We start from the raw sequence: 26,367 nt of genomic DNA, 5'->3' as shown, positions 1-26,367 counted from the left end.
GGCGCCGTCCGGCCTGCGATCGAACATCTGCGGCAAAAAACGCGCAATCGCCGAGAAAGATCGCAAACAGGCTCTAATATGAATATGGATATTCATTTAGCTTGTCCATAGGACAACGGTGGAGGCGCGCGATGTTTTATCAGCTGACGGTCAGGCAGAAACTCTTTATCGGATTCGGCGCATTGCTGGCGATGCTGCTGATCGTCGTCTGCGTGGCGATGTTCAAGATGGAAAGCCTGCAGCAGAAAACCCGCGACATCACCGGCAACCGCTACCCGAAGGTGGTGCTGGTCAACCGCATCACGACGACCACGCTGGATATCGGCCGCGGCGTGCGCAACGCCATCATCGCGCCGGAGCCGCAGATGATAGAGGCGGAGATCGACAAGGTCGAAAAACTGCGCGCGCTCAACTCAGAGGACATGGCGGCGCTGGAGAAGCTGATCGCGACGCCGCAGGGCCGCGTGCTGATGGACAAGGTCAAAGAGACCCGCGCCGTGCTCAAGCAGCAATACGAACCGATGTACAAACTGGCCCGCACCGGCAAGGGCGCGCCCGCCTATGCGTTTCTGAAGCAGCACTTCGCGGTGGCCAACAACGCCTTCATGACGGCGCTGAAGGATCTGGCCAAATACCAGGGCGACCGGATGCTGGAGGCGGTGCAGGACGGCCAGAACAGCTATGACCAGGCCCGCAATCTGATGATCACGATCACGCTGCTGGCGCTGGCGCTGGGCGCGATGGCCGCCTGGCTGATCTCCCGGATGATCACCACGCCGCTGCAGCACTCGGTGGAACTGGTGCATCAGATCAAGCAGGGGGATCTGTCCGGCGTCGACGAGACGCTGCCGCTCGCCCGCGACGAGGCCATCATCATCGCCCGCGACATCCAGGAGATGCGCAAGGGACTGCGCGAAGTGGTGTCCAGCATCCAGCAGAACGCGCACAATGTATCCAGCGCCGCGCGCGAGTTGTCCAGCATGTCGAAAGAGGTCGCCAACGGCGCGCAACGCCAGTCCGAGGCCACCACCTCGGCCGCCGCCACCATCGAGCAATTGACCGTCAGCATCAACCATGTGGCCGACAACGCCGACCAGGCTTCCGACCAGGCCCGCGCCGCCGGAGAGATGGCCAGCCGCGGCGGCCACAATGTGCAGGCCTCGGTGGGCCAGATCGGCACCGTGTCGCAGTCGGTCGCCAGCACCTCGGAACAGATGCAGTCTCTGACCGACGAGGTTCAGCGCATCGGCAACATCATCACCGTGATCCGCGATGTGGCCGACCAGACCAATCTATTGGCCTTGAACGCGGCGATCGAGGCGGCGCGCGCCGGCGAAATGGGCCGCGGCTTCGCCGTGGTGGCCGACGAAGTCAGAAAACTCGCCGAGCGCACCACCAGCTCGGCCCAGGAAATCACCCAGATGATAGGCTCCATCCAACAGAACGCCCATCGGGTGGTGGACAGCATGGCCGGCAGCCTGACCAGCGTGGAAGCGGTGTCGGGCAGCGCCAACGAGGCCAGCATGTCGATGCATGAAATCGAGAACAACACCCAGTCCATCGTCGGCACGATAGCCAGCATCACCTCCAGCCTGTCGGAGCAACGCGCCGCCAGCCTGACCCTGGCGCAAAGCATGGAGCAGGTGTCGCAGATGGCGGAATCCAACAGCGCCACGGTGGAAGAGCTGGCCACCACCTCCGGCGAGTTGAACTCGCTGTCGCAAAGCCTGCAGCACGTCACCTCCCGCTTCAAGCTGTGAGCGGCGCCTGAGCGACGGAAACCGGGTAAGTCCTCGTCGGCGTCATCCCCTCTCGATGCAGGAGAGGCCTCGTCGACGAAGCCGCAAAAGCCCCGCCGGCGGGGCTTTTGCCATCTCTACAGCCAGGCGGCCACGCCGCCGTGATGCGAGCAGGTGCCGCGCCTGTGGGTGCTGAAGCTGTAGGTGCCGTCCCGGCACTTGGCCGAGGCGCCCGCCGGCGCCTTGCCGGTCTTGGAGTGCGCCGGACTGTGCACTTCCTGACCGTCCGAATTCCTGTAGCTGCCGTGCTCGACCAGCTGGGACTCGTTCGGCGTGTCGTTATCGGTCTGGCTTGGAGTTTTCGCGAAGACCGGCTGAACGGCCAGCAACGCGGCAAGGGCGACAATGGCGAGGCGCATATGGTTTTCCTTTTTAAAATGCCAAAAGCATCTTATCTAGCGATATTGCCCCGCGCCAAGGCCATCTCGCGGATTTCCGCCCCGTCATGGCCGCTTTGTCAGTCCGCAACATCCCGCCAGCGCGCCGGCCCCGCCGCGATGACCGCGCTTGCGTGGAAACTGTGGACAACTACGGCAAATCCCCCCTCCTGTGAATAAGTCATCCCCGGCGGCCCGGGCGCTTCCCCCTGCCGCCGACTGTTAACATATGACGTAAAATTATTTAGACAAAGCTTAACAATGGGACCAAGGTTTGTGACTTCAGACGCCGCCGCCGCCGTCGATAAGCTATTCAAGCCGTGATGCAGTCAGGCTGAAATCCTACCGTCGCAGTCAAAGACGCCGGAACGGTTTCGCAATCGAAGTCGATGGCTATCGCCCCAGGATCGGGCATCAGGAAAGGAATCATCATGAGCATCAGCAGCTTCGGCGGCAGCGTCTCCGCTTGGCAACCGCAAAACAGCGCCAACGCCGCCAATCGGCAGCAAAACCAGCAAAACTTCCAACAGCTGGCGTCGGCCCTGCAGTCCGGCAATCTCAGCCAGGCGCAAAGCGCCTACGCCAGCCTGACCGCCAACAGCCCCGGCGGCAATGCCTCGTCCAATTCGAACAACCCGTTCGCGCAACTGGGCCAGGCCCTGCAAAGCGGCAATCTGCAAGGCGCCCAGCAGGCGTTCCAGACCATGCAGAGCCAGCATGCCGGTCACCACCACCGCCACGGCGGCGGCGAACAGCAGGGCGGCGCCGACAATACATCGGCCAGCACCTCGGACGCCGTCGGCAGCGTCGGCTCGCTGCTGGACACCAGCGCCTGAGCCGGCGACGCTCGCGCCTCGGCCCGCCTCCCGGCGGGCCTTTTGCATGGCGCTAGCGATAACGCTTGGCGACGCCGCGGTGGCCGACGCAAGCGCCGCGGCGGCTATGGCTATAGCTGCCGTCCCGGCAGCGCGCCGTGGCGCCAGCCGGCTTGGATCTGGCACGGACCGTCCGGTCGCCGTGGCCGGCGGCGCCGTCGCCGGTCACCAGATTGGTCGATCCGGTCACCCGTTGAGCCTGGGCCGGCGGCGCGGACAGCGCCAGCAGCAGCGCGGCGGCGGCGCCCGCCATCATCGCGATTGCACGCATGGTTTTCTCCTTCGAATTGCGCAAACGGGCATTTTAGGCCGCCCGCGGTCCCGCTGGACAGCGCCGCGGCATCGGCGCTCGCTACCGTGAAAATACGGCGAGGCCCGTCCGGCGCGGCCGCTCCGCAACACCTCGCCGACCATTTATAAGCGAACTATGCTTTTTTACCTTTATCCGGGCGAGGAAATCGCAGAAAATGGGGTTTTACCCTAAGCGAAAGACGCACACATGACCAAAGCCGAACTGATTGCCCTCCTCTCCGACAAGTCCGGCCTGAACAAAGCCGACGTATTGCGCGTGCTGGGCGCTTTCGACGAAGTGCTGCTGGACACGCTGGCCGGCAACGGCGAGATCAGCATCATGGCCGGCAAATTCAAGGTGAAGGAAAGCGCCGCCCGTACCGGCCGCAATCCGAAAACCGGCGAAACCATCCAGATCGCCGCCAAGCGCAAAGTCGCTTTCGTCGCCAGCAAACAGCTGAAAGACCGCATCGCCTGATTTCGGCGCAAGCAATGAATATGAAAAACGGGCCGCATCGAATGCGGCCCGTTTTTTGCGGCGCGACTTTCAGTTCTGCTGCCAGATCAGCCTGGCGATGGCCGACGAGTCCAGCTCGCCGTCGCCCTGCTCCACCAGCTGGTCTATCAAGCGCATCGTGCGCTCGGCCGCCGGCAGGCTGACGCCCTGCTCGCGCGCGGTGTCGAGCACGATATGCATGTCCTTGGCGTGCAGCTTGGCCTTGAAGCCCGGCGCGTAGTTGTCGTCTATCATCCGCTGGCCGTGCACGTCCAACACCCGGCTCTGGCCGAAGCCGCCCAGCAACGCGGCGCGCACCGGCGCCGGATCGACGTCGCAGGCGCGGGCCAGCTTGACGATTTCCGCCACCGCCGCCACCCCGACCGCCACCGCGATCTGGTTGCAGGCCTTGGCCACCTGACCGGCGCCGCTATCGCCGATGCGGGTGATGGTCTGTCCCATCGCCTGCAGCGCCGGCATCGCCTTTTCCAGCGCCTCGGCCCTGCCGCCGACCATGATGGTCAGCGTGCCGTTGACGGCGCCGACTTCGCCGCCGGACACCGGACAATCGAGAAAGTCTATGCCGCGCTCGGCCAGCGCGGCGGCGATGCGCCGCGCGCCGTTCGGCGCGATGGTGCTCATGTCGACGCAGACCAGTCCCGGCCGCGCGCCGTGCGCCGCGCCGTTCTCGCCCAGCAATACCGCCTCGACGTCGGCGGTGTCGGACACATTGCTCACCAGCACTTCCACCTCGGCCGCCAGCGCGGCCGGGCTGTCCGCCCAGCAGGCGCCCGCTTCCAGCAGCGGGGCGGCGCTTTCCCGCCGCCGCGCCCACACGCTGACCTGATGGCCGGCCTTCAGCAGATTGAGCACGCAGGGACGCCCCATGATGCCCAAGCCGATATATCCGATATGCATGTCATCCCTCCTCAATCGACAATCGGCTGAGCATAGGCGATTGCGCCGGGCGGCGCCAGGGGGAAGCGATCAGGGATTGCCGACCGGGGTCTGACGACCGGCCAGCCAGTCTTCGAATTCGGCGTCCTCGGAGCCGGCGCGGCGCTCCAGGTAGTAGACGAAGGCCAGGATTTCGGCCACCGCGCGGTAGAGCTCCGGCGGGATATGCTTGTCGAGATCGACCTGCATCAGCAGCGACACCAGCTCCGGCGAATCGTGAACGAAGACGCCGGCCTCCTGCGCGCACTCGATGATGCGCTGCGCCATCTGGCCATAGCCCTTGGCCACCACCCGCGGCGAACGCTGTCCGTCCTGATAGGACAGCGCCACCGCCGAACGGCGCTTGTCGTCGTCCTGCCCGGCGCTACTCATGCTGGCTCACCGTCAGGCCGGCCAAGGTCAGGCCGGCGGCCGCCATGCCGCTCTGCAGCCGGGCGGCATGCTGGCGTATCATCTGCCCGGTGTCGTCCTCGTCGGCCTTGAACGACACCTGCACCGACTGCCCGACCAGGCGCACCCGGACCGCCATGCCGCCGAGGGCCGGCAATTCCAGCGCCAGACTGGTGTTCCACGTCGGAATGTCCTCGTCGGCGCTGCCGCGCCGCTCGTTTTCCAGCTTTTCCTGCTCGATCACCAGTTGCATCGGCTGGCCCGGCCAGGCCATGCCCTGGAACTGCACCGCGCGGTTTTCCAGACCATCCAGCTGGCGCTGGACCAGGCCGCCCAGTTCCTGCAGCTGCGCCTGCGACTGCGGTTTGGCGGCCGTCGTCGTCGTCGCCGCGCCGGCCTTCTGCTCGCTGTCCAATGCCTGCAAGGTCAGCGTCAGCTTGGCCTGCGGTTCCTGTTTCAACTGCTCCAGCGGATGCAGGCCGTTGCTGAAGTCCTTCAGATGGGACTCGTAGAACAGGCCGCTCTGCTTGACGTCCTGCTGCAACTGCTTGGCGATCTGCACCGGCGGCTGCTGCGCCGCGTCCAGCTGCAGCGGCTTGCTGGCGGCCTCCGGCTCGCCGGAGCCAAGCAAGGTCGTCAGATAGCGCGAAGCCTGGCTGAGCTTCACCGCCACCGAGCCGTCCTGCGGCGGCGGCGCCGCGTCCTTGCCGCCGTCCTGCAACACGAAGGTCAGCGCCGGCGTCAACGACGCCACTTTCAGGTTTAGCGTATCGCCGGACAGCGTCATGCCCTGGGGCAGGCTCAGCGTGAACAGCGCGTTCTTGATCAAGACCGCCAGTTGGTTGTTGCCGAGCTGATCGGCCACCTTGGCGGTCAGCAATTCTCCCACCATCAGCGACGGCATCTTGCCCGGCTGGGTGAGCGCCTCCAGCAGCTTGACGCCGTCTATCGCGGTTCGAAGCTGGGGGAGGCTCTGCGCCGATCCTTGCGTGGACGCGGCGATGGCATTGGGCAACGACGGAATCATGAAGTCGGACTATTACGGTAAAGGGAAACGATCAATTCGGCCTCGCTGCGGGAAATGCCGCAACGCGACGCCACCTCCGAGGCGGTCAGCCCCTGGCGTATCATCTCGATGGCCTGATTGTACGGGCTGAGACCTGGCTCGCCGTGCGCCTGATGCTCGAAGCGGGACTGCAGCCGGGCGATGTCGCGCTGCAAGGCGCTGATCTGCTGCTGCTGCTGATCCAGATAGAGCGCCGTCAGACTGTCGCGCTTGCCCTCCAGCCGACGCATCCTGCCGAACAGGTAGACGCCGGCCGCCGCCAGAGCGAGCCACAGCACAGCCATCAGGTAAGGGAAGAAGGCGCCGGACATGGAGAATTCCCCTCGGGTGAGCATCCGCATTGACTTTAAGTGTATGGCGAAACACGGCGCAACCCAAGTTGAAACCCTGCGTTCCGGCCGCGGCCCGGCGGGCGCCGGGCGGCGGCCGCCGAACGCTCATTTATACTCGCGATTCAGCTTCGAGCTTTGGCTCAGGGCGCGCAACTCGCCCTTCACCTGCTCGGCCCAGCCGGCTATCCGCTGCTGGATCTGTCCGCGCAAGGCCAGCACGCGCCGCAGCGTCTCGCGCTGCGGCTCGCTCAAGCGCTGACGCTCTCCGGCCTCCAGCCGCCTCAGCAACTGCTGGGTATAGCCTTCGTGGCGGCGGTACAGCTCGATGAAGCTGGACCGCTCCTGCTTGTGCGCGGCCTCCAGCAACTGCGTCGCCAGCGGTTCCAGCGCATCTATCAATTCGGCCAACCCGGCCGTCGTCATCGCAAATTGCCGCTCCATATACGCGCTCAAGCTCCCGGCTGCGCACCCGCAGCTTCCTGCTTGGCGGCATTGCCCTTGTCCACCTGCTGCCAGGCCGGCAGGATGGTCTCCAGCAGCGTCCGCACTTCGGCCAGGATTTCCTTGTCGTTCTTCAGGCTGGCCTTGGCCAGCCGCAACTTCATGTAGATGTAGAGATCGTTCAGATTGACGGCCGCCTCGGAGGCCATGTCCAAATCCAGCGAAACCCGCAGGCCCTCCAGGATATCGACCGTCTTGGAAATCATCCGCGCCTTCTCGTCGAAACGACCGGCGTCGATGGCCAGACTCGCCGAATTCAAGGCCTTGACCGCGCCCTCGTACAGCATGACGACGATGCCAACCGGGCTGGCGCCGTAAACCGCAGTCTTCAGGGCATCGTTGGAGTACGCCTGATTGAACTGCTTGAGCATTCGTGAATTCAGCATGGGTCACTTTCTCGAACCGTCGGGCGGCACACGCCGCCCGGCGTCCGATTCTACTTGGAAATCATATTGAACAGGCTGTTGGAGCCGGACTGCATCTGCGCCAGCGTCTTGTTCAGCGCGGTATATTGCTGAATCAGCTGGGTCTGTTTGGAGTCCAATCGCGCCTGCAGCGAACTTTGCAGCTGGGTTTCGGTATTGACGCGGCTCTTGATCGAAGCCTTGCTGGTTTCGATCACGCCGTTGGGCCCCAGCATCGAGTTGATCTCCTGGTTGAAACGTTGGGCGAAACCGGTATTGGCCGGGTTGCCGAACAGATTGCTCACCGCCTGCTTGTCCCGCTTCAGCGCGTCGTTGAACGCGGTCTGATCCAGCTTCAACGTGCCGTCCTTCTGCAGCGAGATGCCCGCCTGCGACAGGAAGGCCACAGAATTGACCGGATCGGCGCCGGGAATGCCGGTCGCCAGCACCTGTTGCAGCCGGCTCTGGATGTCCAGCACCGACGCGTTGCCCTTCATCGTGCCGCTGCGCGCGTCCTTGACGTCGCTGATCACCTGGTTGTAGGCGTCGACGAAGGCTTGCAGGCCCTTGCCGATGCCGACATTGTCCGGCGCCAGCGTCACCGTGAAGCTGCCCGTCTTGTACAGGTCCAGCTCGACGCCCGGCACCGCGCTGGTGATCTTGTTGCTGCCGGCGGAGATCGCGACGCCGTTCACCGTCAGGCTGGCGTTCTTCGCCTTCTGCGACTCCTGAACGCCGGTGGCGCTCTGCGACAGGCCGGCCAGCGTCGATCCGGCGGTATCGGAATCGCTTCCGCCGCCAGTGATGGTGAACTGGTTGTCGGTGCCCGATTCGCTGGAGGCGAGCACCAGCTTGTACTGGCTGCCGTTCTGGACCACGGACGCGTTCAGACCGACGCCGGCGCTGTTGATCTTGTCGTTGATCGTCTGCAGCGTCACTTGGTCGCCCGGCTTGTCGCGCAGTTTGACAGTCTGCGTCTTGCCGTTGATCTGGAAGGTCAACTGGTCGGGCGCGCCGCTGATCACAGCCTTCGGATCGGTGATGTTCTGGCCGCCGACCTGGTCGAACACCAGCTGCCGGTTGGTGGCGAGGTTGCCGACCGAAACCTGGAAGGTGCCCGAATTACCGCCGCTGCTGGTCGAGACGCCGGCCATCGACGTATCGCTGACCGAAGCCTTGAACACCTGCAAGAAGCGCCCGGACGCCAGCGAGGTCATCGCCGTCTGCAAGGCCGACAACGACGAACTGAGCTTGCCGACCGTACTGAGCTGCGTGTTGTACTGGTCGGAGCGCTTCATGCTGGCGCTGAGCGGTTGTCTTTCAATCATCATCAGCTGGCTGACGATGCCCTGTACATCCAATGCACCCACGGAACTGGTAATGGCTGTCATGTTATCCCCATGTTTCTAGCCGCATCGGGACAATCAGATCAGGCTTTGTCCTTCAGCAGGAGTCCCTTGAAGTCGCCGATCGCCTTCGCGATGCGTAACGCCTCCTCGGACGGAATCTGGCGGATCACCTTGTTGTTGTCCTTGTCGACGACCTTGACCACGGTGGACCCGGTGTCCTTGTCGACGGAAAACTGCAAGGAGCTGTTGTTCAGTTCCTCCGCCATACTGTTGAGCTGGTTGACCGAGTCCTGCAACTGCTTGGGATCGGTTTGCTGCTTTTGCTGCGCATCGGCAGATGACTGTTGCTGCTGGCTCTGCCCAGCCGCGGCGACAGCCTGGCTCGAATCGGCCAATACCGGCTGATTCGGGTCATTAGAAGGCGCTTGCGCCAATTCAACCAGCTGCTGACGAGGCACAGGAGCGGCTGCAGCGGTTGTTGCTGGCGACAAAATGGAAGGGATTTGCATGATCACGCTCCTAATGGCTACAGCTCCGGCTGCCCAACCGGAGCTGCAGACTGGCTATACCATCAGTTTACACCTATTGCAGCAGCGTCAAGGCTGCTTGAGGCAGAGTATTGGCCTGTTTCAGAATCGACGCGCCGGCCTGTTGCAGAATCTGGTTCTTAGTCAGGTTAGCCGTTTCCGAAGCAAAGTCCACATCCACGATCCGGCTATTGGCCGCAGTCAGGTTTTGCACGTAGTTTTGCAGGTTGGCGACTACGGCGTCAAACCGGTTCTGCACCGAACCCCAGGTCGAACGCACCGTGGAGATTTCCGCGATGTCGGCATCGAGCGACGACAGGATGGCCGAGGCGCCGGACTGGGAGGTGATGTTGATCGTACCGGTCGCGGTCAGCGCCGAGTTGTAGCTACACAGCGTGCCGGCGGAGGTCATGTCCACCGACGAAATCGAAACCTGGTTGCTGCTGGCGCCGGACGAACCGACCTGGAAAGTCAGCACCGCGCTACCCGACAACAGCTGGGTGCCGTTGAACTGGGTGGTCTGCACGATACGCGAGATTTCCTGGGTCAGCTGGTCCACTTCGTTCTGCAGCTGCGAACGGTTAGTGTTGCTGACGGAGGCGTTGGCGGACTGCACCGCGATTTCACGGATACGCTGCAGGTTGTTCGCGATCTGACCCAGCGCGCCTTCAGCGGTCTGCCCGACGGAGATACCGTCGTTGGCGTTACTGATCGCCTGGTTGTTACCGCGGATGGCCGAGGTCAGGGTCTGCGAAATGGCCAGACCGGCAGCATCGTCCTTGGCGCTGTTCACGCGCAGGCCGGAAGACAGACGGGCCAGCGATTGGGACAGCGACATCTGCGAATTGTTCAGGTTCAGCTGCGCTTGCAGCGACGAAATATTGGTATTGACGGTAATGGCCATGATGACTCTCCTGATACTCAGTGTGGGCAAAGAGGCTTGCTTACACTGCATATCGGCCGGCACATTCCGAACTTTACGGCGAAAACGTGAATTTTCACATTTTCTTTCGCCACTCCTTGCGCGCTACGCCTCAGCCCATCGTCGTCTCCATCGTCAAAACCGTTGCTCCGCCTGGCCCGGCGCCGCCGTCTACGGCGGCGGCCGGGCCGCTTGCCAGAATTATTGCAGCAGGGTCAGCGCCGACTGCGGCAGCGAGTTCGCCTGCTTCAGGATCGAGCTGCCGGCCTGTTGCAGAATCTGGTTCTTGGTCAGGTTGGCGGTTTCCGACGCGAAGTCGACATCCATGATGCGGCTGTTGGCGGCGGTCAGGTTGGAGGTGTAGTTCTGCAAGTTCGACACCACCGCGTCGAAGCGGTTCTGCACCGCGCCGAAGGTCGAGCGCACATTGGAGATCTGCGAGATGTCGGCGTCCAGCGAGGACAGGATGCCGGAGGCGCCGCCCTGGGTGGTGACGTCGATGGTCTTGGTCGCGGTCAGCGCCGAGTTGTACGACTTCAGCGTGCTGCCGGAAGTCAGGTCGGTGGAGGACACCGAAACCTGGTTGTCGGTGGAGCCGGACGAACCGACCTGGAAAGTCAGCGTCGCGCCGCCGGACAGCAGCTTGGTGCCGTTGAACTCGGTGGTCTGGACGATACGCGAGATTTCCTGGGTCAGCTGGTCGACTTCGTTCTGCAGCTGCGAGCGGTTGTTGTTGCTGACCGAGCCGTTCGACGCCTGCACCGCGATTTCGCGGATGCGCTGCAGGTTGTTGGCGATCTGGCCCAGCGCGCCTTCGGCCGTCTGACCGACGGAGATGCCGTCGTTGGCGTTCTTGATCGCCTGGTTGTTGCCGCGGATGGCCGAAGTCAGGGTCTGGGAAATCGCCAGGCCGGCGGCGTCGTCCTTGGCGCTGTTGACGCGCAGGCCGGAGGACAGGCGTTGCAGCGATTGGCTCAGCGAGTTGCTGGAGCCGTTCAGGTTGATCTGGGCCTGCAACGAGGCCAGGTTGGTATTGACGGTGATTGCCATTTCATTCCCCTTATCGGCCCAGAGGACCATCGAAAGTTCTTGCCTGTTGACAGCAAGATCGGCCGCGGCCGGGGAATACTTATGAAAATGGCACTATTACCAAAAATCCGCGCCAAATCAGCGCGAATTGAACGAAAACGGCCCCCGAAGGGGCCGTGAGCGGGCGTTTGCGCGGCTTAGCCGTGCAAAACGCGGAACCAGTCCTCGTAATGGTCCTCCAGCCAGTAATCGCGGTCGAACCAGGCCCTCAGCGCGTCGCCCTCCTTCTCCAGCGCGTCCAGATCGTTGACTCGGGCGCGTATCGCCTCTATCCAGGCATCGGCCCGGTTCGGCACGCGGCATACCGGCGCGTCGTTGGTCTGGTACGGGTAGATGTCGGTGCACACCACCGGCCAGCCCAGCACGCCGTATTCCAGCAGCCGCAGATTGCTCTTGGCCTCGTTGAACGGGTTGAGCTCCAGCGGCGCCACCGCCAGGTCCAGATTCAGGCTGGCCACCTTGGCGGCGTACTCGTCGAACCGCACCGCGTGGTGCATTTCCTTCACATACGGCCGGAATTGCGGCAGGCACATGCCCATGAACACCCAGTCCACCTCCTTGTAGGTGGCCAGGATCACCTCGTGTATCAGCTCCAGGTCGCCGCGGTGCTGGCCGGCGCCGACCCAGCCGACGCGCGGCTTGTCGCCGGCGCGCCGCTGCGACTTCAGGCCGCTCCAGATGCTTCGACGCAGCCGGTTCGGCGCGATCACCACCTCGCCGACCATCTTCTCGATGAAGTCGGCCAGAGGCTGCGTCGACACCACGGCGGCGTCGCACAGCTTCAGCACGCGGCGCAGCCGCTGCTTGGCGTCCGGATAGTGCCGCGACCAGTGGTCGTACAAGCTGCTCTTCTCCGGCACGCCGCCGACCAGGTCGTCGAGGCCGAACACGATGCGCAGGTCGGGCAGGTAGCGGCGGTAGGCCGCGACGGTCTCGTAGATGTAATCGCTGATGCCGGTGTGCAGCAGCACGGTGTCCGGCGCCTGGCGCGCCAGCTCGACCACGGTCGCGATGCCGGCCGACGGCTGGTGGATCTCGCCGTCCAGCTTGCCCTTTTCCTGCAGCATCGACAGCGGCTGGCTCAGCCGGTACTCGCCGCTGCCGCCCGGCACCGGGATGCCGAGCACCCGCTTGCGTCCGGGCAGCTTGGCGTCCCAGGCGACCAGGCGGTCGGACTCTATCGTCACCCGCCGCGTGCGCAGCGACAGATGGCGGTTGAAGCCGGGGTCGTTGGCGATCACCGGCAGCCAGCGCTCCAGCATCACCTCCATCTCTTCCCGCTCGCGCACCGCCGCCTTCAGCGCCGGCCGCGGGTCGGTGGTCACCCGGCCTATGCTCTTGGCGTGGTGGTGGTAAAGCACGACGAAGGGGTTGTAGACGTTGCGCAGGCCGCCCGCCTGTATCTTCAGGCAGAAATCGACATCGTTGAAGCAGACCTGGAGCGCTTCCTCGTCCATGCCACCGACCGCGTCGTAGATCTGCTTCTCCACCAGCAGGCAGGCGGCGGTGACCGCCGAGTAGTTCTGCATCGTCAAGCTGCGGTTCAGATAGCCGGCGTACAGATAGTCCAGGCTCTCGAACACGTGGTCGGCCACCGAATACATGCCGCCGGGCATGCCCAGCACGATGCCGGCATGCTGCACCTGGCCGATCTCCGGATACAGCAGGCGGGCGCCGACGGCGCCGACGCCGGGTTGCTGCGCCGTCGCCAGCATCCGCTCCAGCCAGTGCGGGAACACCACCTCGGTGTCGTTGTTCAGCAGCAGCAGATACTCGCCGCGCGCCGCGCGGGCGCCGATATTGCACTGGGCCGAGAAATTGAACGGCGCGTCGTAGCTGAGCACCTGCACCCGGCCCGGATAGCTGGCCTGGACCTGCTCGTAGTATTCGAAGGTTTCCGGGTCCTCGGAGGCGTTGTCGACGATCAGCACCTCGAAATTCTGGTAGCCGGTGATGCCGAACAGGCTGTTCAGGCAAGGCGCCAGGCACTCCAGCTTGTCCTTGTTCGGGATGATCACCGACACCAGCGGCGAAGCCAGCAGCTGGTACTGGTAGCAGAAGGTGCCGGGCACCAGGCCGTCGAGCAGCGTCACCGGCAGGCCGCAGCGGGCGATATGGCTCTCCAGCGCCACCCGGCGCGAGGCGTTGCCGAGGCTGTCGGTCTTGGGATCGACCCAGGGCAGGGACACCAGCATGTCGTCGATGTGGCCGATCGCGCCGCGGTCTCCGGCCTCGTAGACGCGCAGCAGCGCGTCGTAGCAATGGGCGCGCGGATACGGCTGGATGCCGCCTATCTTGGCCAGCGTCTCCCGGCTGAAGGCCACCGCGTAGCTGACGTAGTCCATCGAGCGCAGGTATTCCGGCGAGAAGTCGGGCAGGAAGGCCGGACGGAAGCGCCTGCCCATCGGCGAGACCACGTCGTGGTCGCAATAGATGGCGCCGTATTCCGGATGTGCATGGATTTCCTCGCCCAGCCGCGCCAGCGCGTTAGGCTGCAGCCGCGCGCCGGCCGGCAGCAGCATCACCCAGTCGGACGGCACGTCGGCGATGATGCCGTTGACCACCGTGGCGACCTGGGAGTCGTCGTCCATGCTGTCCAGCTGCACCCAGCCGAGCTGCGGGCTGCTGCTGAATACCGGATCCGGTTCCGAGGCGTCGGAAATCACGATCAGCCGCCAGTTCCGATACAGCAGGTCCTCCATCGCGGTGAAGCTCTCCGACAACCGCGCCAGCTTGGCTGACGGCGCCAGCAGGATCAGGTTGAACAGCGGCACCTGCTTCCAGGCCAGCATCATCCGCTCGGCCAGCTGCTCGGCGTGCACCTCGCGCAGCTGATGGCGCCTCACCCACTTGCGATAGGCCTTGGAGCCGTCGATGTCGTTCTCGCCCAGCGTGTACGGGATGATAGGGCCGGGCTCGGTCAGCGGCTGCGGCCGCAGCGCCGCCGGCAGCAGCTTGGCGTATTCGGCCAGCAGATCGCCGATGTGCCGCTCCAGCAGCCTATGGTCCAGCACATGGCGCCGCGCCTTCTCGGCCTGGCTGGCCCGCAGCTCGGGATCGTCGATCAGCTTGCTGATCGCCGTCACCCAGCCGTCCTCGGTGTTTTCCGCCATCACCGCCAGCTCGCTGTCCTTCAGCTCGGCGTACGGCAGCACGTCGGACACCACCGCCGCCGCGCCGACCACCGCGTACTCCAGCCATTTCAGGTCGGACTTGTAATCATTGAAGTCGCTGCGCACCAGCGGGGCGATGCCGATGTCTATCTTCAGCTTGGCCAGCTCGGCCAGGTATTCGTTGTAGGTGACGAATTCCGGCACCTTGCGCACATCCTTGATGCCGACGAAGTCCGGCGGCACATCGCCCCAGAACACGAACTTCACCTGGCCGGCGTACTCGTTGTAGATGCGCTTCAGCGCCGAGGACACCATTTCCACGTCCTTGCCGTGGGTGCTGGTGCCGGCGAAGCCTATGGTGATCTGGCCGCTGTGCGGCAGCGGCTCCACCAAGCGCTCTTTCGCCAGCTGGTTCGGAAACACGAATATCTTGTCGTTGTACGGCCTGACCTTGTCGGCCAGCACATCGGTCGACACGGTGACCAGCGAGCATTTCGGCAGCAGCCACTCTATGCCGTCGAAGGCCGGCCAGCACAGATCGTACATCACGTGCTGTTCCGACACGTTCAGCAGCCAGTCATCCAGCTCGTAGACGATGGGCTTGCCGGACTCGACTATCATTTCCAGCACCGGCCGGAACTCTGGATACGGGAACAGCCGCTGCACGACGAACATGTCCATCGCGTCGACAAACTCGCGATCGTCCTTGAACGGGTAGACGGCCTCGAAACTGAACTCGGCCTGGTTGCGGAACAGATAGGCGTCCACCACCGGCGACATCAGGCCAAGCGGATCGCCCAGCCTGAGCTTGTAGCAGGCGGCGTCCTGCAGGTCGCGGGTCAGCACCCCTATGCGCGGCTTGCGAGTTTCTTGTGGTTCCACATTGTTTTCCTGAGAGTTCATGGCTGCGGCTCGCTGGGTCATGAATGAATCGAAGCCGCTGCGCGCGAGTCGGCGGCGCAGCGGCCAATAGAGCGGGTGTAGCGGACGGCGGCGGCCTGCGGGCTTGTCGCCGGCGGGGGGCCGTCCTCAATTCCGTAAGCGTACAACAGAAAGCCCGCCGCCATGACGGCGCCGATATTATTAACCGAATTTTCTGCCCGGTCCGGCGAGCGGGCGCGCGCCGGACCGGCGGCTCAGGCCTGCGCCGCCATCGGCAGCGGATATTCGTCGGCCGGCGGCTGCAGAACCTCGCCCAACAGGCCGTAGTCGGCGGCGGACCAGTCGTCGGGATTGACGCCCTCCAGGCCGAAAATCCAGGCCCAGCGCCCCCAGAACGGATTTTTCACCGACTCGAGATAGCTGTCGTGGTGCTGAGCGGCCAACTCCGGCTTGCCGGTCTCCCGATAGCACACCGCCAGATAGTAATGGGCCAGCGCGTGATCGCTCTTCAGGCGCAGCACGTTTTTCAAACCGCGTTCGGCCCAGGCGTAATTGCCGCAGCGTATGTCGTAGTTGTGGACGAAGTTCAGGTCCAAGTTCATGAAGTACTGGTATTCCTGGATGAAGTCGGAGCTGAAGTCCTCGGTGTTGATGACGGCGGTGCGGTAGTCCGAGCCCAGCGCGTTGATCTTGATGTAGCCCTTGTCCCGGGAGATTTCGTGGATCTCGCTGCCGACGATGGGGCTGGCGCAGGCGATGTTGAACCAGTTCGACGCGATCTCGCGCAGATTATGCCGCGCCTCCTCCAGATCGGCCTTGGTTTCGCCCGGCATGCCGATCAGGATATTGGTATTGGTGTAGATGCCGAGATCGCGGCAATCCCTGGCCACCCGCTCGGAGATCTTCATCTTCAGCGGCTTTTTCATCTGCTTCTTCAACACCTTCTCGCTGCCGCTCTCGACCGGCAGCACCAGGTGGCGGACGCCGGCGTCCCAGAAGGCCTCCAGCATCGGACGGTCCAGCGCGTAAAGCGTCAGGCCGTTCTGGTAGACCGAATGCAGATTCAGCGATTTGACGATGTCCAGGATCTTGTACACCCGGTCCGAGTCGGCCATCAGGTGGTCGTCCTGGAAGATCACCGTTTCCGCCTTGTACTTCTCGACCAGGCGGGTGAAGTCCTCCTTCACCCGCGTCAGCGAATGGTAGCGCATCGAACGGCCGTGGGTCCGGTGCGAGGCGCAAAAGGTGCACAGGAACGGGCAGCCGCGCGAGGTCATCACGTGGAAACCGCGGGTCTTGTCCAGATTATGGTAGGAGGCGACGACCTGGTTGATCTCGTGCTTGTCGATATCGCACAGGTCGTAATCGAAGAACGGAATCTCGTCCAGATCGTCGATGAAGTCGTGCTTGGGCGCGAACAGCATCTCGCCCATCACCTTGGCGCGCGTGATCCAGGTGTCGGAGGTTTCCAGGAAGGCGCGCGGGTCCTCGGCCTGCAGCAGGTGCAGCATCGGCTTCTCGCCCTCGCCGAAGCACAGGCCGTCGAAGAAGGTGCAGCCCATTTCGCGGTAGATCTGCTCATAGCTGTTGGTCGGGATATTGCCGCCGCCTATCACCAGACTATTTGGCCAAACCTCGCGCGCCATCCGCCCACAGTCCATGAAGTTGGCGAAGGACGGACTGAACAGCGAGGAAATGCCGACGAAGTCGGGCTGGAAATCCCGGATCTGCTCGAAGAAATGCCGGCACAGCGCCTCGAAGCAGTCGAAGGGCACCGCGTCCAGCGCGTTGACCTCGGCGTTGAAGTCGATCAGCTTGACGTCCAGCGGCAGGAATTTCTTCAGATAGGCCGAGATCGACAACGGTCCCAGCGGCAGGTCGGTGCGCGGGATGTTGTAGACCTTGCCATCGCTCTTGGCCAGCTGCACATTGTAGAACTCGGGCTTGGTGAACGAATCCCAGGAAATATGCATCGGTACGACAAACAGCACTTTCTTCATTCATCCCTCCCCGATCAACGACCAGCCCAGCGCCTTCGGGCCGTCCGCGATCCGCAATCGTTTGAATACCAGAATAAAGTCTGCGTCTACTGCCCGCCGGCGGTCTGTTAGAGCCTGTTTACGATCTTTTGCGGCATCGGCGGTTTTCTGCCGGATGCAGGGCGCGGAAAACGGCCCGCCGCAGTGTCGTTCACTGCCAGGGACGTTTGACAAAGCCATGCGCCGGCAGAACACCGCCCCGAAGGGCAGCCCAGCCAGCAGGCCATCTGCCGCGTTGTCAGGCTAGGCCTTGGAATCACCAAGGCCTACGCCCTCCGCCTTGCATCTGGCCTGCTGGCTGGGCTGCGCTGCTCGGAAAAAGATCGTAAACAGGCTCTTAGCGACACCCGCCCGCGCGGCGCCCCGTCAGGAACGCCGCGCCGTCTACCACATTATCGGCCAAACACCTCCTGCCATAAGGGCAAGCGTTGGCTGAGCATGCAATTTTCCCTGACCCAGGCACGCAGCGCGTCGCCTTCGCGGCCCGTCGCGTCCAGATCTCCGGCCCGCGCCATCAGCGCCTGGCCCCAGCTGGCCATATCGTTGTCGACCAGCGCCACCGGCGCCTGCGAGCCGCGCACGGCGTCGAGCGCGGTGCAGATCACCGGCACGCCGATCGCGCCGTATTCGAACACCCGCAGCGGACTCGCCGTCTGATTGCCGAAATGGACGGCCTTGGGCATCACCGCCAGATCAAGGCACAGACTAGCCAGTTTGATCGGATAGCGCTCGCCGTCCAGGTCGAACGGATGGTATTCCTCCAGATACGGCTGGATCGCCTCCGGACAATCGCCGAGCACCACCCATTCGATCTCGCCGGCGGTGGCCAGGATCAGTCCGGACAACAACAGCAGATCGCCGGCTTCCTGCCGCGACCCGACCCAGCCGACCCTGGGCTTCTTGCCTATGCGCCGCAAGGCCGTCAGATTGTCCCAGCGCGCGTCGTCGAGCGCGTCCGGCACCAGGCGGACGTCGGCCGCGAACGGCGCGACGAGTTCGCGCAAGGGTTCGGTCGGCACGACGATTCGGTCGGCCTCGCGGGCCAACGCCCGCAGCTGGGCCGTCATGTAAGCCGGGCTGACGCCGTCACCGGCGTCCAGCGCGTCCAGCATCAGCACCGACAGGATGTCGGGCCGCCGTTGGCGGTGCCGCCGCTGCCAGGCCAGGAAGGCCGGGTCGAAACGCACCGCCTGCACCAGCACGTCGGGCGCGAGCCGCTCGAGCTCGCCGATGCCGGGCAGGCGTTCGCCGGACGGCAGCAGCGTGCCCAGACACTGGCCGTCGTCGATCAGCCGCGTCAACGGCGCCCGCAGCCGCGCGGCGCCGACGTCGGACGCCGGCAGCGCCAGAATCCGGCTGCGCTCGTGGAAGCTGCCGTCCCATTCGGCCGAGAACACGTTCTCGATCTCGAAAGCCCGGCGACTGTCGAGGCTGAGATGGCGGTTATGGGCCGCGTCGTGCGACAGCTGGCCGTACCAGCGCGGGTACAGCGCCTGATCGTCGAAACCGTCCGCGTCGCCGGCCCCGGCGCCCTGGTGCCGCAGCGCCGAGGCGAACGGCGTCCAGACCAGCAGGCCGCCGGCCGCCCGGATCTTCAGGCTCAGGTCGACGGCGGCGCTCAGCGAACCGGCCAGCCCGGCGTCGATGCCGCCGACCTGCCGATACAGCTCGGCCGGCAGCAACAGGTAGTCGAGCAGCACGGCGCCCGGATTGTGTTCGACCAGCTGCCGGCCCAGATGGCCGGCCGCCGACGCGTCGGCGTCGTCGAAGACCGAGCCGGCGCCGTCGTCGGCGCCCAGCAGCAGCGGTCCGCGCCAGATCGCCTTGCCGTCCGGCCGCAGCAAGCGCGGCGCGACCGCGCCGACCCCGGCGCGCGACGCCAGACCCAGCAAGGTCTGCAGCCAGTCCGATCCGACGATTTCAACGCGACTGTCCAGCAGTAGCAGATAGTCGCCGCTGGCCGCCTCCGCGCCCAGCTGGTAACGGCCCGGCAGGCTCAATGCCGGGTCGCAGCGCAGCAGCCGCGTCCCGGCTGGCAACTCCACCTCCTCCGACGCCACCGCCAGTATCTCGACGACGGCGTCGCCGCCGTCGGCCAGCAAGGCCGCGATGCAGGGCGCCAGGCAGACGCCGTCATCGGCATCGACGACAACGACGGACACCTTGGCGTCCATCGCCGCCGGATAGCGGACGCGATGGCTGCCGGCGACCGGTCCCGGCGCGATCTCGGCGTCGCAGCGCTGGCGCGCCAGATGCGCGGCCAGCGCCTGGCCGCGGGCGGCGTCGTCCAGCGACGGCGCGCCGGCCGGCAGGTGCGCCAGCACGTCGGCGACATGGCCGACGACGCCGGCGCCATAGGCGTCGTGCAAGCGCCACACCGCGTCGTAGCCGTCGGCGCCGGGCGCCTCGGCGAAGGCGCCCGTCTCCTGCAGCGCGTCGCGTTTGAACCAGATCGCCGGGCCGATGTAGTCGGCGCCGCGCAGATGATCGAGATTGAAGTCCGGCTTGAACGCCGGCCGGCTGCGCTTGCCGTCCGGCCCCAGCGTATCGCAGTCGCTGTAGATGGCCAGCCACTCAGGGTGCAGCGCGGCGTAGTCGCCCAGCGACAACAGCGCGTGCCCCGCGAGCTCGGCGCCGGCCGGCAGGATGCCGATCCAGTCGCAGGGCAGCGCGCCAAGCACGGCGGCGTAGGCCTGCGTCAGCTGGCCGGGATCGCTCGCGTCGTCGATACGCAGCCAGCCCAGCGTGTCCGACCCCATGAAGGCCGCGCTCGGCGCGTCGAAATCGGCGACGAAGATCAGCTGCCACTGCTTGTACAGCTGCTGCGTCAGCGCGTTGATCGACTTCACCGCCAGTGGCTGCTGGTCCGCGCTCAGCGGCATCAGGATGATGAAGTGCGGCTGCCCGCCCCAGCCGCGCACCATCCGCTCGGCGTGGATCTGCGCATGGAAGGGCTTCAGCTCGTGGCGGCTGGTCCAGACGTCGTAGGCGGCCTGCACCGGATCGACCGGCGCCTCCGGCGGCCGCAGCGACGGGAAGACGATCTCGTTCGGCCCGTTCTGCGGCAGCTTCTGCGATGCGGCGATGAAGCCTTCCAGCTGTTGCAGCAGCTCGAGCTGGTACTGGTGATAGACCTGCTGGTAATCCTGCGTTTTCGCCAGCGCGGCGGCGATGGCGTCCGGCTCGTCGACGAAGCTGACGCCCGGCAGCGCCAGCGCCTTCATGTCGCCGGCCCGCTCCTCCGGCTTCTTGGTGAACTGGGTTTCCTTGATCACCACCGGGCAGCCGCACAGCAGCGCCTCCGAGATGATCGCCGAATTGGCGAAGGTGTACAGCACCTTGCCCTCCCGCAGCAGCGCCGCCAGCGCCTCGTGGCTTTCCGGCCAGTCGTAGGTGATGACGGTGGCGTCGTGGAACAGCTCGGGGAAATCTTGCTGCGCCTGTTTGTAGCGCCCCGGATAAATCAGCGTCCGATGGCGCTTGCCGTCGTCCGGATTGTCGTCGTTATTGAAGATCGCCGTGTCTATCGACGGGATGAAGATATAGGACGGGTCCGGGTATTTGGCGAAGTCGACGTAGTCGTGCTGCCAGAACACCAGCATGTCCGATGCCGGATAGTCCTTCGGGCCGCCGAGCAGGCCGGGGTGGTTCAGAATGTAGCGCACCACCGCCCCGCCGTTCAGCGGATTGCCGTGCACCACTTCCGGATAGACGACGATGGGCGATCGCTTGCTCGCCTTGTGGCGGTCGACGATGTCCTGGGTCAGATAGGGGGTGCGCAGCGCGGGATGGGTTTCCGGAGAGAAGACATAGGCCTCTTCCCCCAGCTTGTTCAGGTAGTGGCACAGCAGGTGCATCGCGCGGATGCCGTTGGAGACCCGGGCATAGCCCGGCGCGCAGATGTAATAAGGCTGGTGGTTCTCATTGTAGAATTTTTTTTCGATCTGCATATTTTCTTGCTTTCTTGATTCTCAAGCATGAGAAACCGGCGCCGCTATCGCGACGCCGGCTGGCCATCCGGCGAAACCGCGTCACGCGCCGCGAAACGCCTCGACTGAAAACTGCACGGCGTCGCCGAGCGGCGTCCACGGCGCCAGGCCCAGCCTCTCGCGGGCGCGGCCGATATCCGGCACGTACAGATTGCGCACCGGATTGCCGACGCTGGTCTCCGCCCGCCCCAGTATCCTGACCTCGCCCGCCGGATGGACCCGGTCCCGGACCAGATGCGCCAGCTCGGCTATCGTCACGGCCTCGTCCGATCCCACATTGAACATCTGCGGCTCGCCCCGCCGCTGCAACAGCGCCAGCAGCCAGACCACCAGATCCCCCATATACAGGTAGGAGCGGAACGGACTGCCGTCCCCTTTGATGATGATAGGCTCTTTGCGCATCGCGCTCAGCATGAAATTGCCGATGGCATAGTGAATGTCCAGCGGCATGAACGGGCCGACGAAGGAAAAGCAGCGGGCGACGCTCAGATGCCAGCCGTGCCGCTGCGCATAGGCGGCGCACAGGAATTCCGCCGCCCGCTTGGCCTGGCCCAGCGCGCTGGCCGGGTCCATCGTGTCCGGCGCCAGCGGGTCGTCCTCCCGCAACGGCAGGCCCTGCGGCGACGGACCGTAGGCGGCGCCTGAACTGGTGAACAGGAAATGCCCGGCGCCGGCCTCGGCGGCGAACTCGAGCACGCGCCGGGTGCCGGCGACCAGAGTGTCGAACTTGTTCAGCGGGTCTTCGCCGTTGAAGGTTTCGTGCGCCGATGTCGTGGCCGCGTGGATGAAGTGGCTGAAGCGTTGCTTGGGAAACGTGAAGTCGCGCACATCGCCGGCATGGAAGCGTATCGCCGGATTGGCGGCCAGATGCGGCGCCCGGCGCGCGAAGGCGTCGGGATCGCGACTCAGCGCCAGCACCGTGATATCGGCGCCCAGCGCGGCATTGGCGTGGGCGACGGCCTCCAGCAACCAGCGGCCGAACCATCCGGTTCCGCCGCTGACGAACAGGGAGGCGCCGCGCAACGCCTCCCATACCTCGGGCTTGCGGACCAGGATGGCGTCGAGATCCGCGCCCAGCCGGCCGCGAACGTCACAAACGGCTGGCATGCCGCGGCTACTGGGCCAGCACCACCAGGCCGCTGGCCCAGTACTCGGCCGCCATGCCCTGGTGGACGCGGCGGTTGAAGGTCAGGTCGTAGCCGTAGGCTTCGAAGTGATAGCCGACGCCCTCCTTCTCGCTGTCCAGCCCGGACAGCCACATCAGCGGCGGATAGCCGTCCTTGCGCAGCAGCAGGTCCGGCGAGCCGATGAAGGCCGCCGCGGTGTCGTAGCCGCCGGCCAGCAGGAAATGGCCGGGCAGGTCGGCCATCTGTTCGAGCGCCGCCGGCAGCGAGTATTCCAGCAGGCAGGGGAAATAGACGCCGACGACCGGGCCGCGGGCCATCGCCGCGATCAGATCCCGATGGCGGGAGCCGTCGGCCGGCGTCAGCATGCCGGACAAGCCGGCCTTGTGGTGGTTGACGAAGCCGTATTCCGGCAAGGCCTCGACGTAGACCCGCTCCAAGGCCGGCAGATAGCGGCTTTCCAGCGCCTCGCCGATGTCGTCGTGGCTGGCTTGCGGCAGGAAGAAGGGCACGTGGACGCCGTTCAGCAGATTGCGGGTGGCCGGGTCGGCCTCGAGGCCGGCGAGCACGCCGCGGGCCAACCGCTCGAATTCGGCGGCGTCCGGCGCGGCGCCGTCCAGCTGGCCGGCGATGCGGCGGTGTATCGCCGCGTAGTCCATCTTCGGCTGCGCCGGCAGAAAGTAGCGCCGGGTCCGGCTGTGACAGGCGGCCTGGGTGTCGGCGCGGGGCAGGCATCGGCCGTGTTGGTCGAAGCGCGGCGCGCGGTCGCCCGCGGCGGCGGAGCCGGGCTGGATCATGTCTGGTGCGTTCATGGGTAAAGCCTTTACCGTGGTTCCGTAGGTCGTGCCGTCGTCAATCGTACAGCGAGTCGTTGTCGGAGAAGCCCTGTCCCCACGGCAGCGGCAGCAACTTGGCGCCGGCGGTCTTTTCCGTGTGGATCTTGATGAATTTCGGGTCTTCGCCGATCAGGCAGTCGGGGCGATGGGGCCCCAGCCACGGATTGCGCATGCCGCGCGCCAAGACTTCCTTCAACGAGGTCTCGCGCAGATTGCCTATCGAGAAGTCGATGTACGGGCACGGCGTCACTTCCATCGTCGAGGTCACGGTGATGATGCCCTTGACGGTGATGCAGCCCTTGTGCGAACCATAGGACGGCGTCATGTGAGAGAAGACGTTGTACTCCTTCTCCAGCTGGCGCAGGATGTCGGCGTCCTCTTTCTCGATGACGAATTCCGGGTGTTCGGTGCACGAGCCGGTCGGCTTGGCGTAGGACACGTACAGGCCGATGCCGCGCGCGGTGACGTATTCGCACATCTGGCGGAATTCCTCGGTCCTGGCCCGGCCCTTGACCAGCACCGTCGACAGGATCAGGTTCAAGCCGGCTTCCATGCAGGCATCCACCGCGCGCAGCACCCGCTTGTACGAGCCGGGCTTGTTGCGGAAGTTGTCATGGTCCTTCTCGACGAAGCTGTCCAGCGAGATCTGCACCTTCTCGACGCCGATGGCCTTCAGGTGCTTGGCGCGCTCCAGGTCCAGGAACCAGCCGTTGCTGTCGGTGATGATGTAGTGCTTGTCCGGATCCAGCGCCTCGATCACCTGGTCGAAGTCCTTCATCACCAGCGGCTCGCCGCCGGTGATCACGAAGCGGGCCAGACCCAGCTCGTCGGCCTGGCGCGACAGGTTGCGGATGTCGTCGTACTCCATCTTGCTGCGGGTATCGACCACCTTGATCACATTCTTCAGGTGGCGGTCCATATAGTATTCGGCCGAGCAGTGCGTGCATTTGAAATTGCACAGATAGCTCTTTTCCAGCCGGATGATGGGGCTGATCTCGCCCCGCTCTTCCATTTCGGCGATGCGCGCCAGCTTGGCCGCGACATAGGGCTTGCGCTGCGCCAGATCGTTGCGCTTGGCCTGCTCTGCCTGGCTCAGGGCCAGATTGGTGGTTTCCAGAGGAGCGTTCATTATGGTGTCTCCTAACCATCGCGGCGGCACAATGGCCGCAAGCCGTTCGCGATGGCAGTCAGCTGTTTCGAGTGTATCAGAGAGGCTGTGCAGAATATCGATTCTGTCTGCTTATTCGTTTGCGCATTTCTACTAATGGTCTTCGGCATTTCCGCCCGAAACTTGAATCGTCGGCGCCTGCTGCGCGCCGGGATCGCCATCGATGTAGTCGCGGTAGACCCGCTGCACCGGCACCAGATTGTCCGGGCAATGCGAATGCCATGCCCAGTCGCCGGCGCGCGGCGCCGCCGGGTCGAAGCGGCGCGCGGGATCGGGCAGCGTGTTGAGGCGGCAGGCGTGCAGCAGCGAGATGAAATGGCCGCGGACGTCGCGCGTCGGCGTCAGCATCTCGTGCCGGCACAACGGACGGGTGTCGAAACTGACGCTGGCGCCCAGCTCGTCGGCGGCGACGGCGGCGATGCGGTCGGCCGAACGCTCCTTGAAACGGATGATGCCGCCCGGTATGTGCCAGCCGGGACCGCAATAGCGGTCGTCGCGCCAGGTCAGCAGCGTCCTGCCCTGCTCGTCGCGTATCAGTAGGTCGACGTTGATCAGCGGCGTCAGGCTGCTGACGAACAGGAAGATGTCCTCCGGCAGGCCTTCGCGCGCCGAGCCGACCGCCTGGCGCAAGGTGTCTATCGCGTCGAGCACGGCCTGTTGCCGGTCTATCGAATGGTTCAACATGGCCGGGCCTCCGGGGAAACGGTCTGCAGGCGGTTGTCGTCCAGCCTGGCGATGGCGAAGCGCTCGCCGTGCCGGGCCTGGATCTGGCGCACCACCTCGGCCGAATAGCTTGCCGCCAGAACGATGACCGCGTCCACCTCGCCGTCCAGCAGCCGCTCCGGCGCCACGATGGGCAGGTGGGTGGCCGGCGTGTAGCGCCCCTGCTTGAACGGCGCCGAATCGAGCACATAGCGGACGCGGTCGGCGATGCCCATCAGGCTGATCAGCGCCAGCGCCTGATGGCCGGCGCCCCAGATCGCCACCCGGCCCGGCTCGAAGCGGCCGAGGAAATCGTCGAAGGACGCGCGCAGCGCCGCCTCGCAGCCGATCAGGCCGGACAGGTCCTGCGGCGCGCGCTTCCTGACAATGGCCGACAGCACGTAGTCGTGCCATTCGGCGCGGCAATCCAGCACCTCGAAACCGTTGGCCTCCAGCAGACGCCTCAGCGTGCCTTCGGTGAAGTAGAACAGATGGTCCGGGATGAATTCGGCGAACAGGCCCTTGTCGACGATCATGTCGAAATTGGGCACTTCCACCATGCCGACGGCGCCGTCGGCCAGATTGGCGGCGATGCCTTGCAGCGTCAGGTGGGCGGTCGGGATGTGCTCGAGGAAGTTCAGGATCATGAAGCCGTCGAACGGCCCGGCGGCCAGCCGCGTCTCGGGACCGTCGACGAAGCCGCGCTCCACCGACAGCCCGGCCGCGGAACAGGCGTCGACCGAGGCCTCGAGATGCTCGACGCCGTGGGCGTCGGCGCCGGCCTCGGCCAGCAGCGACAGGTATTCGCCGCGGCCGCAGCCGACCTCCAGCACCTTGCGGCCGGCCAGGCCGTGCCCGTCCAGCCAGGCGCGGAACTGCCGCAGACGGAAATCGCGCATCTCCGGCGAGATGCCGGCGGCGCGAATCACGTCGCGCCAGTACGGCACCGGTTCGGCGTCCAGCTGCGCCAGGCCGCAGCCGCCGCACTGGCGCAGGGCCAGCCTCACGCCGCGGTCGGCGTCCAGCCCCTCGGCGGTCGGCAGGCCCTGGGCGGCGGCCGGCATGTCGTCCTGCACCAGCAACGGCCGGGCAAACAGCGGCTGCGCGCAGAGGCGGCAGTGCTCGATGGCGGCCATCGC

Annotated in this window: 23 protein-coding genes; 3 read left to right on the top strand and 20 right to left on the bottom strand. The window is 65.0% G+C overall.

The genetic code is table 11. The annotated features are described in order from the left end of the window. Positions 1–131: 131 nt before the first annotated feature. Positions 132–1,760: a methyl-accepting chemotaxis protein gene (locus tag CXB49_RS02030; RefSeq protein WP_101706856.1), complete on the top strand. Its 1,629-nt coding sequence runs from the start codon at positions 132–134 to the stop codon at positions 1,758–1,760. A 116-nt stretch (positions 1,761–1,876) separates the two neighbouring features. On the opposite strand, the gene CXB49_RS02025 is transcribed toward CXB49_RS02030, so the two are convergent. Continuing rightward, positions 1,877–2,158: a DUF3761 domain-containing protein gene (locus tag CXB49_RS02025; protein ID WP_101706855.1), complete on the bottom strand. Its 282-nt coding sequence runs from the start codon at positions 2,156–2,158 to the stop codon at positions 1,877–1,879. Positions 2,159–2,607: 449 nt separating this feature from the next. Between CXB49_RS02025 and CXB49_RS02020 the strand changes: the two genes are divergently transcribed. Continuing rightward, positions 2,608–3,012, top strand: coding sequence for a hypothetical protein (locus CXB49_RS02020; RefSeq protein WP_101706854.1), 405 nt, complete (start codon positions 2,608–2,610; stop codon positions 3,010–3,012). Positions 3,013–3,064: 52 nt separating this feature from the next. On the opposite strand, the gene CXB49_RS02015 is transcribed toward CXB49_RS02020, so the two are convergent. Further along, complete coding sequence (locus CXB49_RS02015; protein WP_101706853.1) at positions 3,065–3,322, bottom strand: DUF3761 domain-containing protein; 258 nt, start codon at positions 3,320–3,322, stop codon at positions 3,065–3,067. Positions 3,323–3,550: 228 nt separating this feature from the next. On the opposite strand from CXB49_RS02015, the gene CXB49_RS02010 reads away from it, so the two are divergent. Next, positions 3,551–3,820 (top strand): HU family DNA-binding protein, encoded by a 270-nt coding sequence (locus CXB49_RS02010; protein ID WP_101706852.1) that lies wholly within the window; start codon positions 3,551–3,553, stop codon positions 3,818–3,820. A 69-nt stretch (positions 3,821–3,889) separates the two neighbouring features. On the opposite strand, the gene CXB49_RS02005 is transcribed toward CXB49_RS02010, so the two are convergent. The 18 genes from CXB49_RS02005 to CXB49_RS01920 form a co-directional block, all read right to left on the bottom strand. After that, entirely contained in the window at positions 3,890–4,756 is an 867-nt protein-coding gene (locus CXB49_RS02005; RefSeq protein ID WP_101706851.1) for an NAD(P)-dependent oxidoreductase, read from the bottom strand. A 69-nt stretch (positions 4,757–4,825) separates the two neighbouring features. Next, complete coding sequence (locus CXB49_RS02000) at positions 4,826–5,167, bottom strand: EscU/YscU/HrcU family type III secretion system export apparatus switch protein (protein WP_101706850.1); 342 nt, start codon at positions 5,165–5,167, stop codon at positions 4,826–4,828. Further along, complete coding sequence (locus tag CXB49_RS01995) at positions 5,160–6,212, bottom strand: flagellar hook-length control protein FliK (RefSeq protein WP_101706849.1); 1,053 nt, start codon at positions 6,210–6,212, stop codon at positions 5,160–5,162. Before CXB49_RS01995 ends, CXB49_RS02000 begins: the two co-directional genes overlap by 8 nt. Then, the gene (locus CXB49_RS01990; protein ID WP_158300586.1) at positions 6,209–6,562 is read right to left on the bottom strand and encodes a DUF2802 domain-containing protein; all 354 of its coding nucleotides are present in this window, start codon (positions 6,560–6,562) and stop codon (positions 6,209–6,211) included. The genes CXB49_RS01995 and CXB49_RS01990 overlap by 4 nt, the downstream gene beginning before the upstream one ends. Positions 6,563–6,688: 126 nt before the next feature. After that, positions 6,689–7,024: a hypothetical protein gene (locus tag CXB49_RS01985; protein WP_101706847.1), complete on the bottom strand. Its 336-nt coding sequence runs from the start codon at positions 7,022–7,024 to the stop codon at positions 6,689–6,691. Between the two features lie 8 nt (positions 7,025–7,032). Then, positions 7,033–7,470: a flagellar export chaperone FliS gene (gene fliS / locus CXB49_RS01980; RefSeq protein WP_101706846.1), complete on the bottom strand. Its 438-nt coding sequence runs from the start codon at positions 7,468–7,470 to the stop codon at positions 7,033–7,035. Positions 7,471–7,520: 50 nt separating this feature from the next. Further along, on the bottom strand, positions 7,521–8,858 hold the full coding sequence (gene fliD / locus CXB49_RS01975) for a flagellar filament capping protein FliD (protein WP_233492918.1): 1,338 nt from the start codon (positions 8,856–8,858) through the stop codon (positions 7,521–7,523). Between the two features lie 59 nt (positions 8,859–8,917). Further along, on the bottom strand, positions 8,918–9,346 hold the full coding sequence (locus tag CXB49_RS01970) for a flagellar protein FlaG (RefSeq protein WP_101706844.1): 429 nt from the start codon (positions 9,344–9,346) through the stop codon (positions 8,918–8,920). A gap of 73 nt (positions 9,347–9,419) precedes the next feature. After that, positions 9,420–10,268: a flagellin gene (locus CXB49_RS01965; protein WP_101706843.1), complete on the bottom strand. Its 849-nt coding sequence runs from the start codon at positions 10,266–10,268 to the stop codon at positions 9,420–9,422. Between the two features lie 219 nt (positions 10,269–10,487). Beyond that, positions 10,488–11,336, bottom strand: a complete 849-nt coding sequence (locus tag CXB49_RS01960) for a flagellin (RefSeq protein WP_101706842.1) — start codon at positions 11,334–11,336, stop codon at positions 10,488–10,490. 176 nt (positions 11,337–11,512) lie between these two features. Beyond that, positions 11,513–15,370, bottom strand: a complete 3,858-nt coding sequence (locus tag CXB49_RS01955) for a glycosyltransferase (RefSeq protein WP_233492917.1) — start codon at positions 15,368–15,370, stop codon at positions 11,513–11,515. Between the two features lie 254 nt (positions 15,371–15,624). After that, complete coding sequence (locus CXB49_RS01950) at positions 15,625–17,370, bottom strand: radical SAM protein (RefSeq protein ID WP_233492916.1); 1,746 nt, start codon at positions 17,368–17,370, stop codon at positions 15,625–15,627. Between the two features lie 431 nt (positions 17,371–17,801). Next, complete coding sequence (locus CXB49_RS01945) at positions 17,802–21,359, bottom strand: hypothetical protein (protein ID WP_101706841.1); 3,558 nt, start codon at positions 21,357–21,359, stop codon at positions 17,802–17,804. A gap of 81 nt (positions 21,360–21,440) precedes the next feature. Then, on the bottom strand, positions 21,441–22,505 hold the full coding sequence (locus CXB49_RS01940; protein ID WP_101706840.1) for an NAD(P)-dependent oxidoreductase: 1,065 nt from the start codon (positions 22,503–22,505) through the stop codon (positions 21,441–21,443). A gap of 7 nt (positions 22,506–22,512) precedes the next feature. Beyond that, positions 22,513–23,334 carry a hypothetical protein gene (locus CXB49_RS01935; protein ID WP_101706839.1) on the bottom strand — a complete coding sequence of 274 codons (822 nt, stop codon included), beginning with the start codon at positions 23,332–23,334 and terminating at the stop codon, positions 22,513–22,515. Between the two features lie 40 nt (positions 23,335–23,374). Then, positions 23,375–24,487: a radical SAM/SPASM domain-containing protein gene (locus tag CXB49_RS01930; RefSeq protein ID WP_101706838.1), complete on the bottom strand. Its 1,113-nt coding sequence runs from the start codon at positions 24,485–24,487 to the stop codon at positions 23,375–23,377. A 132-nt stretch (positions 24,488–24,619) separates the two neighbouring features. After that, a complete protein-coding gene (locus CXB49_RS01925) occupies positions 24,620–25,210 on the bottom strand; it encodes an NUDIX hydrolase (protein WP_199406764.1) in 591 nt (196 codons plus the stop codon). Beyond that, a complete protein-coding gene (locus tag CXB49_RS01920) occupies positions 25,204–26,364 on the bottom strand; it encodes a class I SAM-dependent methyltransferase (protein ID WP_101706837.1) in 1,161 nt (386 codons plus the stop codon). The genes CXB49_RS01925 and CXB49_RS01920 overlap by 7 nt, the downstream gene beginning before the upstream one ends. Positions 26,365–26,367: the final 3 nt, after the last annotated feature.

This window comes from Chromobacterium sp. ATCC 53434, from assembly GCF_002848345.1.
Classification (GTDB): domain Bacteria; phylum Pseudomonadota; class Gammaproteobacteria; order Burkholderiales; family Chromobacteriaceae; genus Chromobacterium.
The sequence above is the reverse complement of the archived record's forward strand: the minus strand, read 5'-3'. Positions and strand labels throughout refer to the sequence as shown.

What these genes read in the sequence shown, in the direction of transcription:
- CXB49_RS02030 (WP_101706856.1), top strand. Translation starts at nt 132, where the DNA reads ATGTTTTATCAGCTGACGGTCAGGCAGAAACTCTTTATCGGATTCGGC.
- CXB49_RS02025 (WP_101706855.1), bottom strand. Translation starts at nt 2,158, where the DNA reads ATGCGCCTCGCCATTGTCGCCCTTGCCGCGTTGCTGGCCGTTCAGCCG.
- CXB49_RS02020 (WP_101706854.1), top strand. Translation starts at nt 2,608, where the DNA reads ATGAGCATCAGCAGCTTCGGCGGCAGCGTCTCCGCTTGGCAACCGCAA.
- CXB49_RS02015 (WP_101706853.1), bottom strand. Translation starts at nt 3,322, where the DNA reads ATGCGTGCAATCGCGATGATGGCGGGCGCCGCCGCCGCGCTGCTGCTG.
- CXB49_RS02010 (WP_101706852.1), top strand. Translation starts at nt 3,551, where the DNA reads ATGACCAAAGCCGAACTGATTGCCCTCCTCTCCGACAAGTCCGGCCTG.
- CXB49_RS02005 (WP_101706851.1), bottom strand. Translation starts at nt 4,756, where the DNA reads ATGCATATCGGATATATCGGCTTGGGCATCATGGGGCGTCCCTGCGTG.
- CXB49_RS02000 (WP_101706850.1), bottom strand. Translation starts at nt 5,167, where the DNA reads ATGAGTAGCGCCGGGCAGGACGACGACAAGCGCCGTTCGGCGGTGGCG.
- CXB49_RS01995 (WP_101706849.1), bottom strand. Translation starts at nt 6,212, where the DNA reads ATGATTCCGTCGTTGCCCAATGCCATCGCCGCGTCCACGCAAGGATCG.
- CXB49_RS01990 (WP_158300586.1), bottom strand. Translation starts at nt 6,562, where the DNA reads ATGTCCGGCGCCTTCTTCCCTTACCTGATGGCTGTGCTGTGGCTCGCT.
- CXB49_RS01985 (WP_101706847.1), bottom strand. Translation starts at nt 7,024, where the DNA reads ATGGAGCGGCAATTTGCGATGACGACGGCCGGGTTGGCCGAATTGATA.
- fliS (WP_101706846.1), bottom strand. Translation starts at nt 7,470, where the DNA reads ATGCTGAATTCACGAATGCTCAAGCAGTTCAATCAGGCGTACTCCAAC.
- CXB49_RS01970 (WP_101706844.1), bottom strand. Translation starts at nt 9,346, where the DNA reads ATGCAAATCCCTTCCATTTTGTCGCCAGCAACAACCGCTGCAGCCGCT.
- CXB49_RS01965 (WP_101706843.1), bottom strand. Translation starts at nt 10,268, where the DNA reads ATGGCCATTACCGTCAATACCAATATTTCGTCGCTGCAAGCGCAGCTG.
- CXB49_RS01960 (WP_101706842.1), bottom strand. Translation starts at nt 11,336, where the DNA reads ATGGCAATCACCGTCAATACCAACCTGGCCTCGTTGCAGGCCCAGATC.
- CXB49_RS01950 (WP_233492916.1), bottom strand. Translation starts at nt 17,370, where the DNA reads ATGAAGAAAGTGCTGTTTGTCGTACCGATGCATATTTCCTGGGATTCG.
- CXB49_RS01945 (WP_101706841.1), bottom strand. Translation starts at nt 21,359, where the DNA reads ATGCAGATCGAAAAAAAATTCTACAATGAGAACCACCAGCCTTATTAC.
- CXB49_RS01940 (WP_101706840.1), bottom strand. Translation starts at nt 22,505, where the DNA reads ATGCCAGCCGTTTGTGACGTTCGCGGCCGGCTGGGCGCGGATCTCGAC.
- CXB49_RS01935 (WP_101706839.1), bottom strand. Translation starts at nt 23,334, where the DNA reads ATGAACGCACCAGACATGATCCAGCCCGGCTCCGCCGCCGCGGGCGAC.
- CXB49_RS01930 (WP_101706838.1), bottom strand. Translation starts at nt 24,487, where the DNA reads ATGAACGCTCCTCTGGAAACCACCAATCTGGCCCTGAGCCAGGCAGAG.
- CXB49_RS01925 (WP_199406764.1), bottom strand. Translation starts at nt 25,210, where the DNA reads ATGTTGAACCATTCGATAGACCGGCAACAGGCCGTGCTCGACGCGATA.
- CXB49_RS01920 (WP_101706837.1), bottom strand. Translation starts at nt 26,364, where the DNA reads ATGGCCGCCATCGAGCACTGCCGCCTCTGCGCGCAGCCGCTGTTTGCC.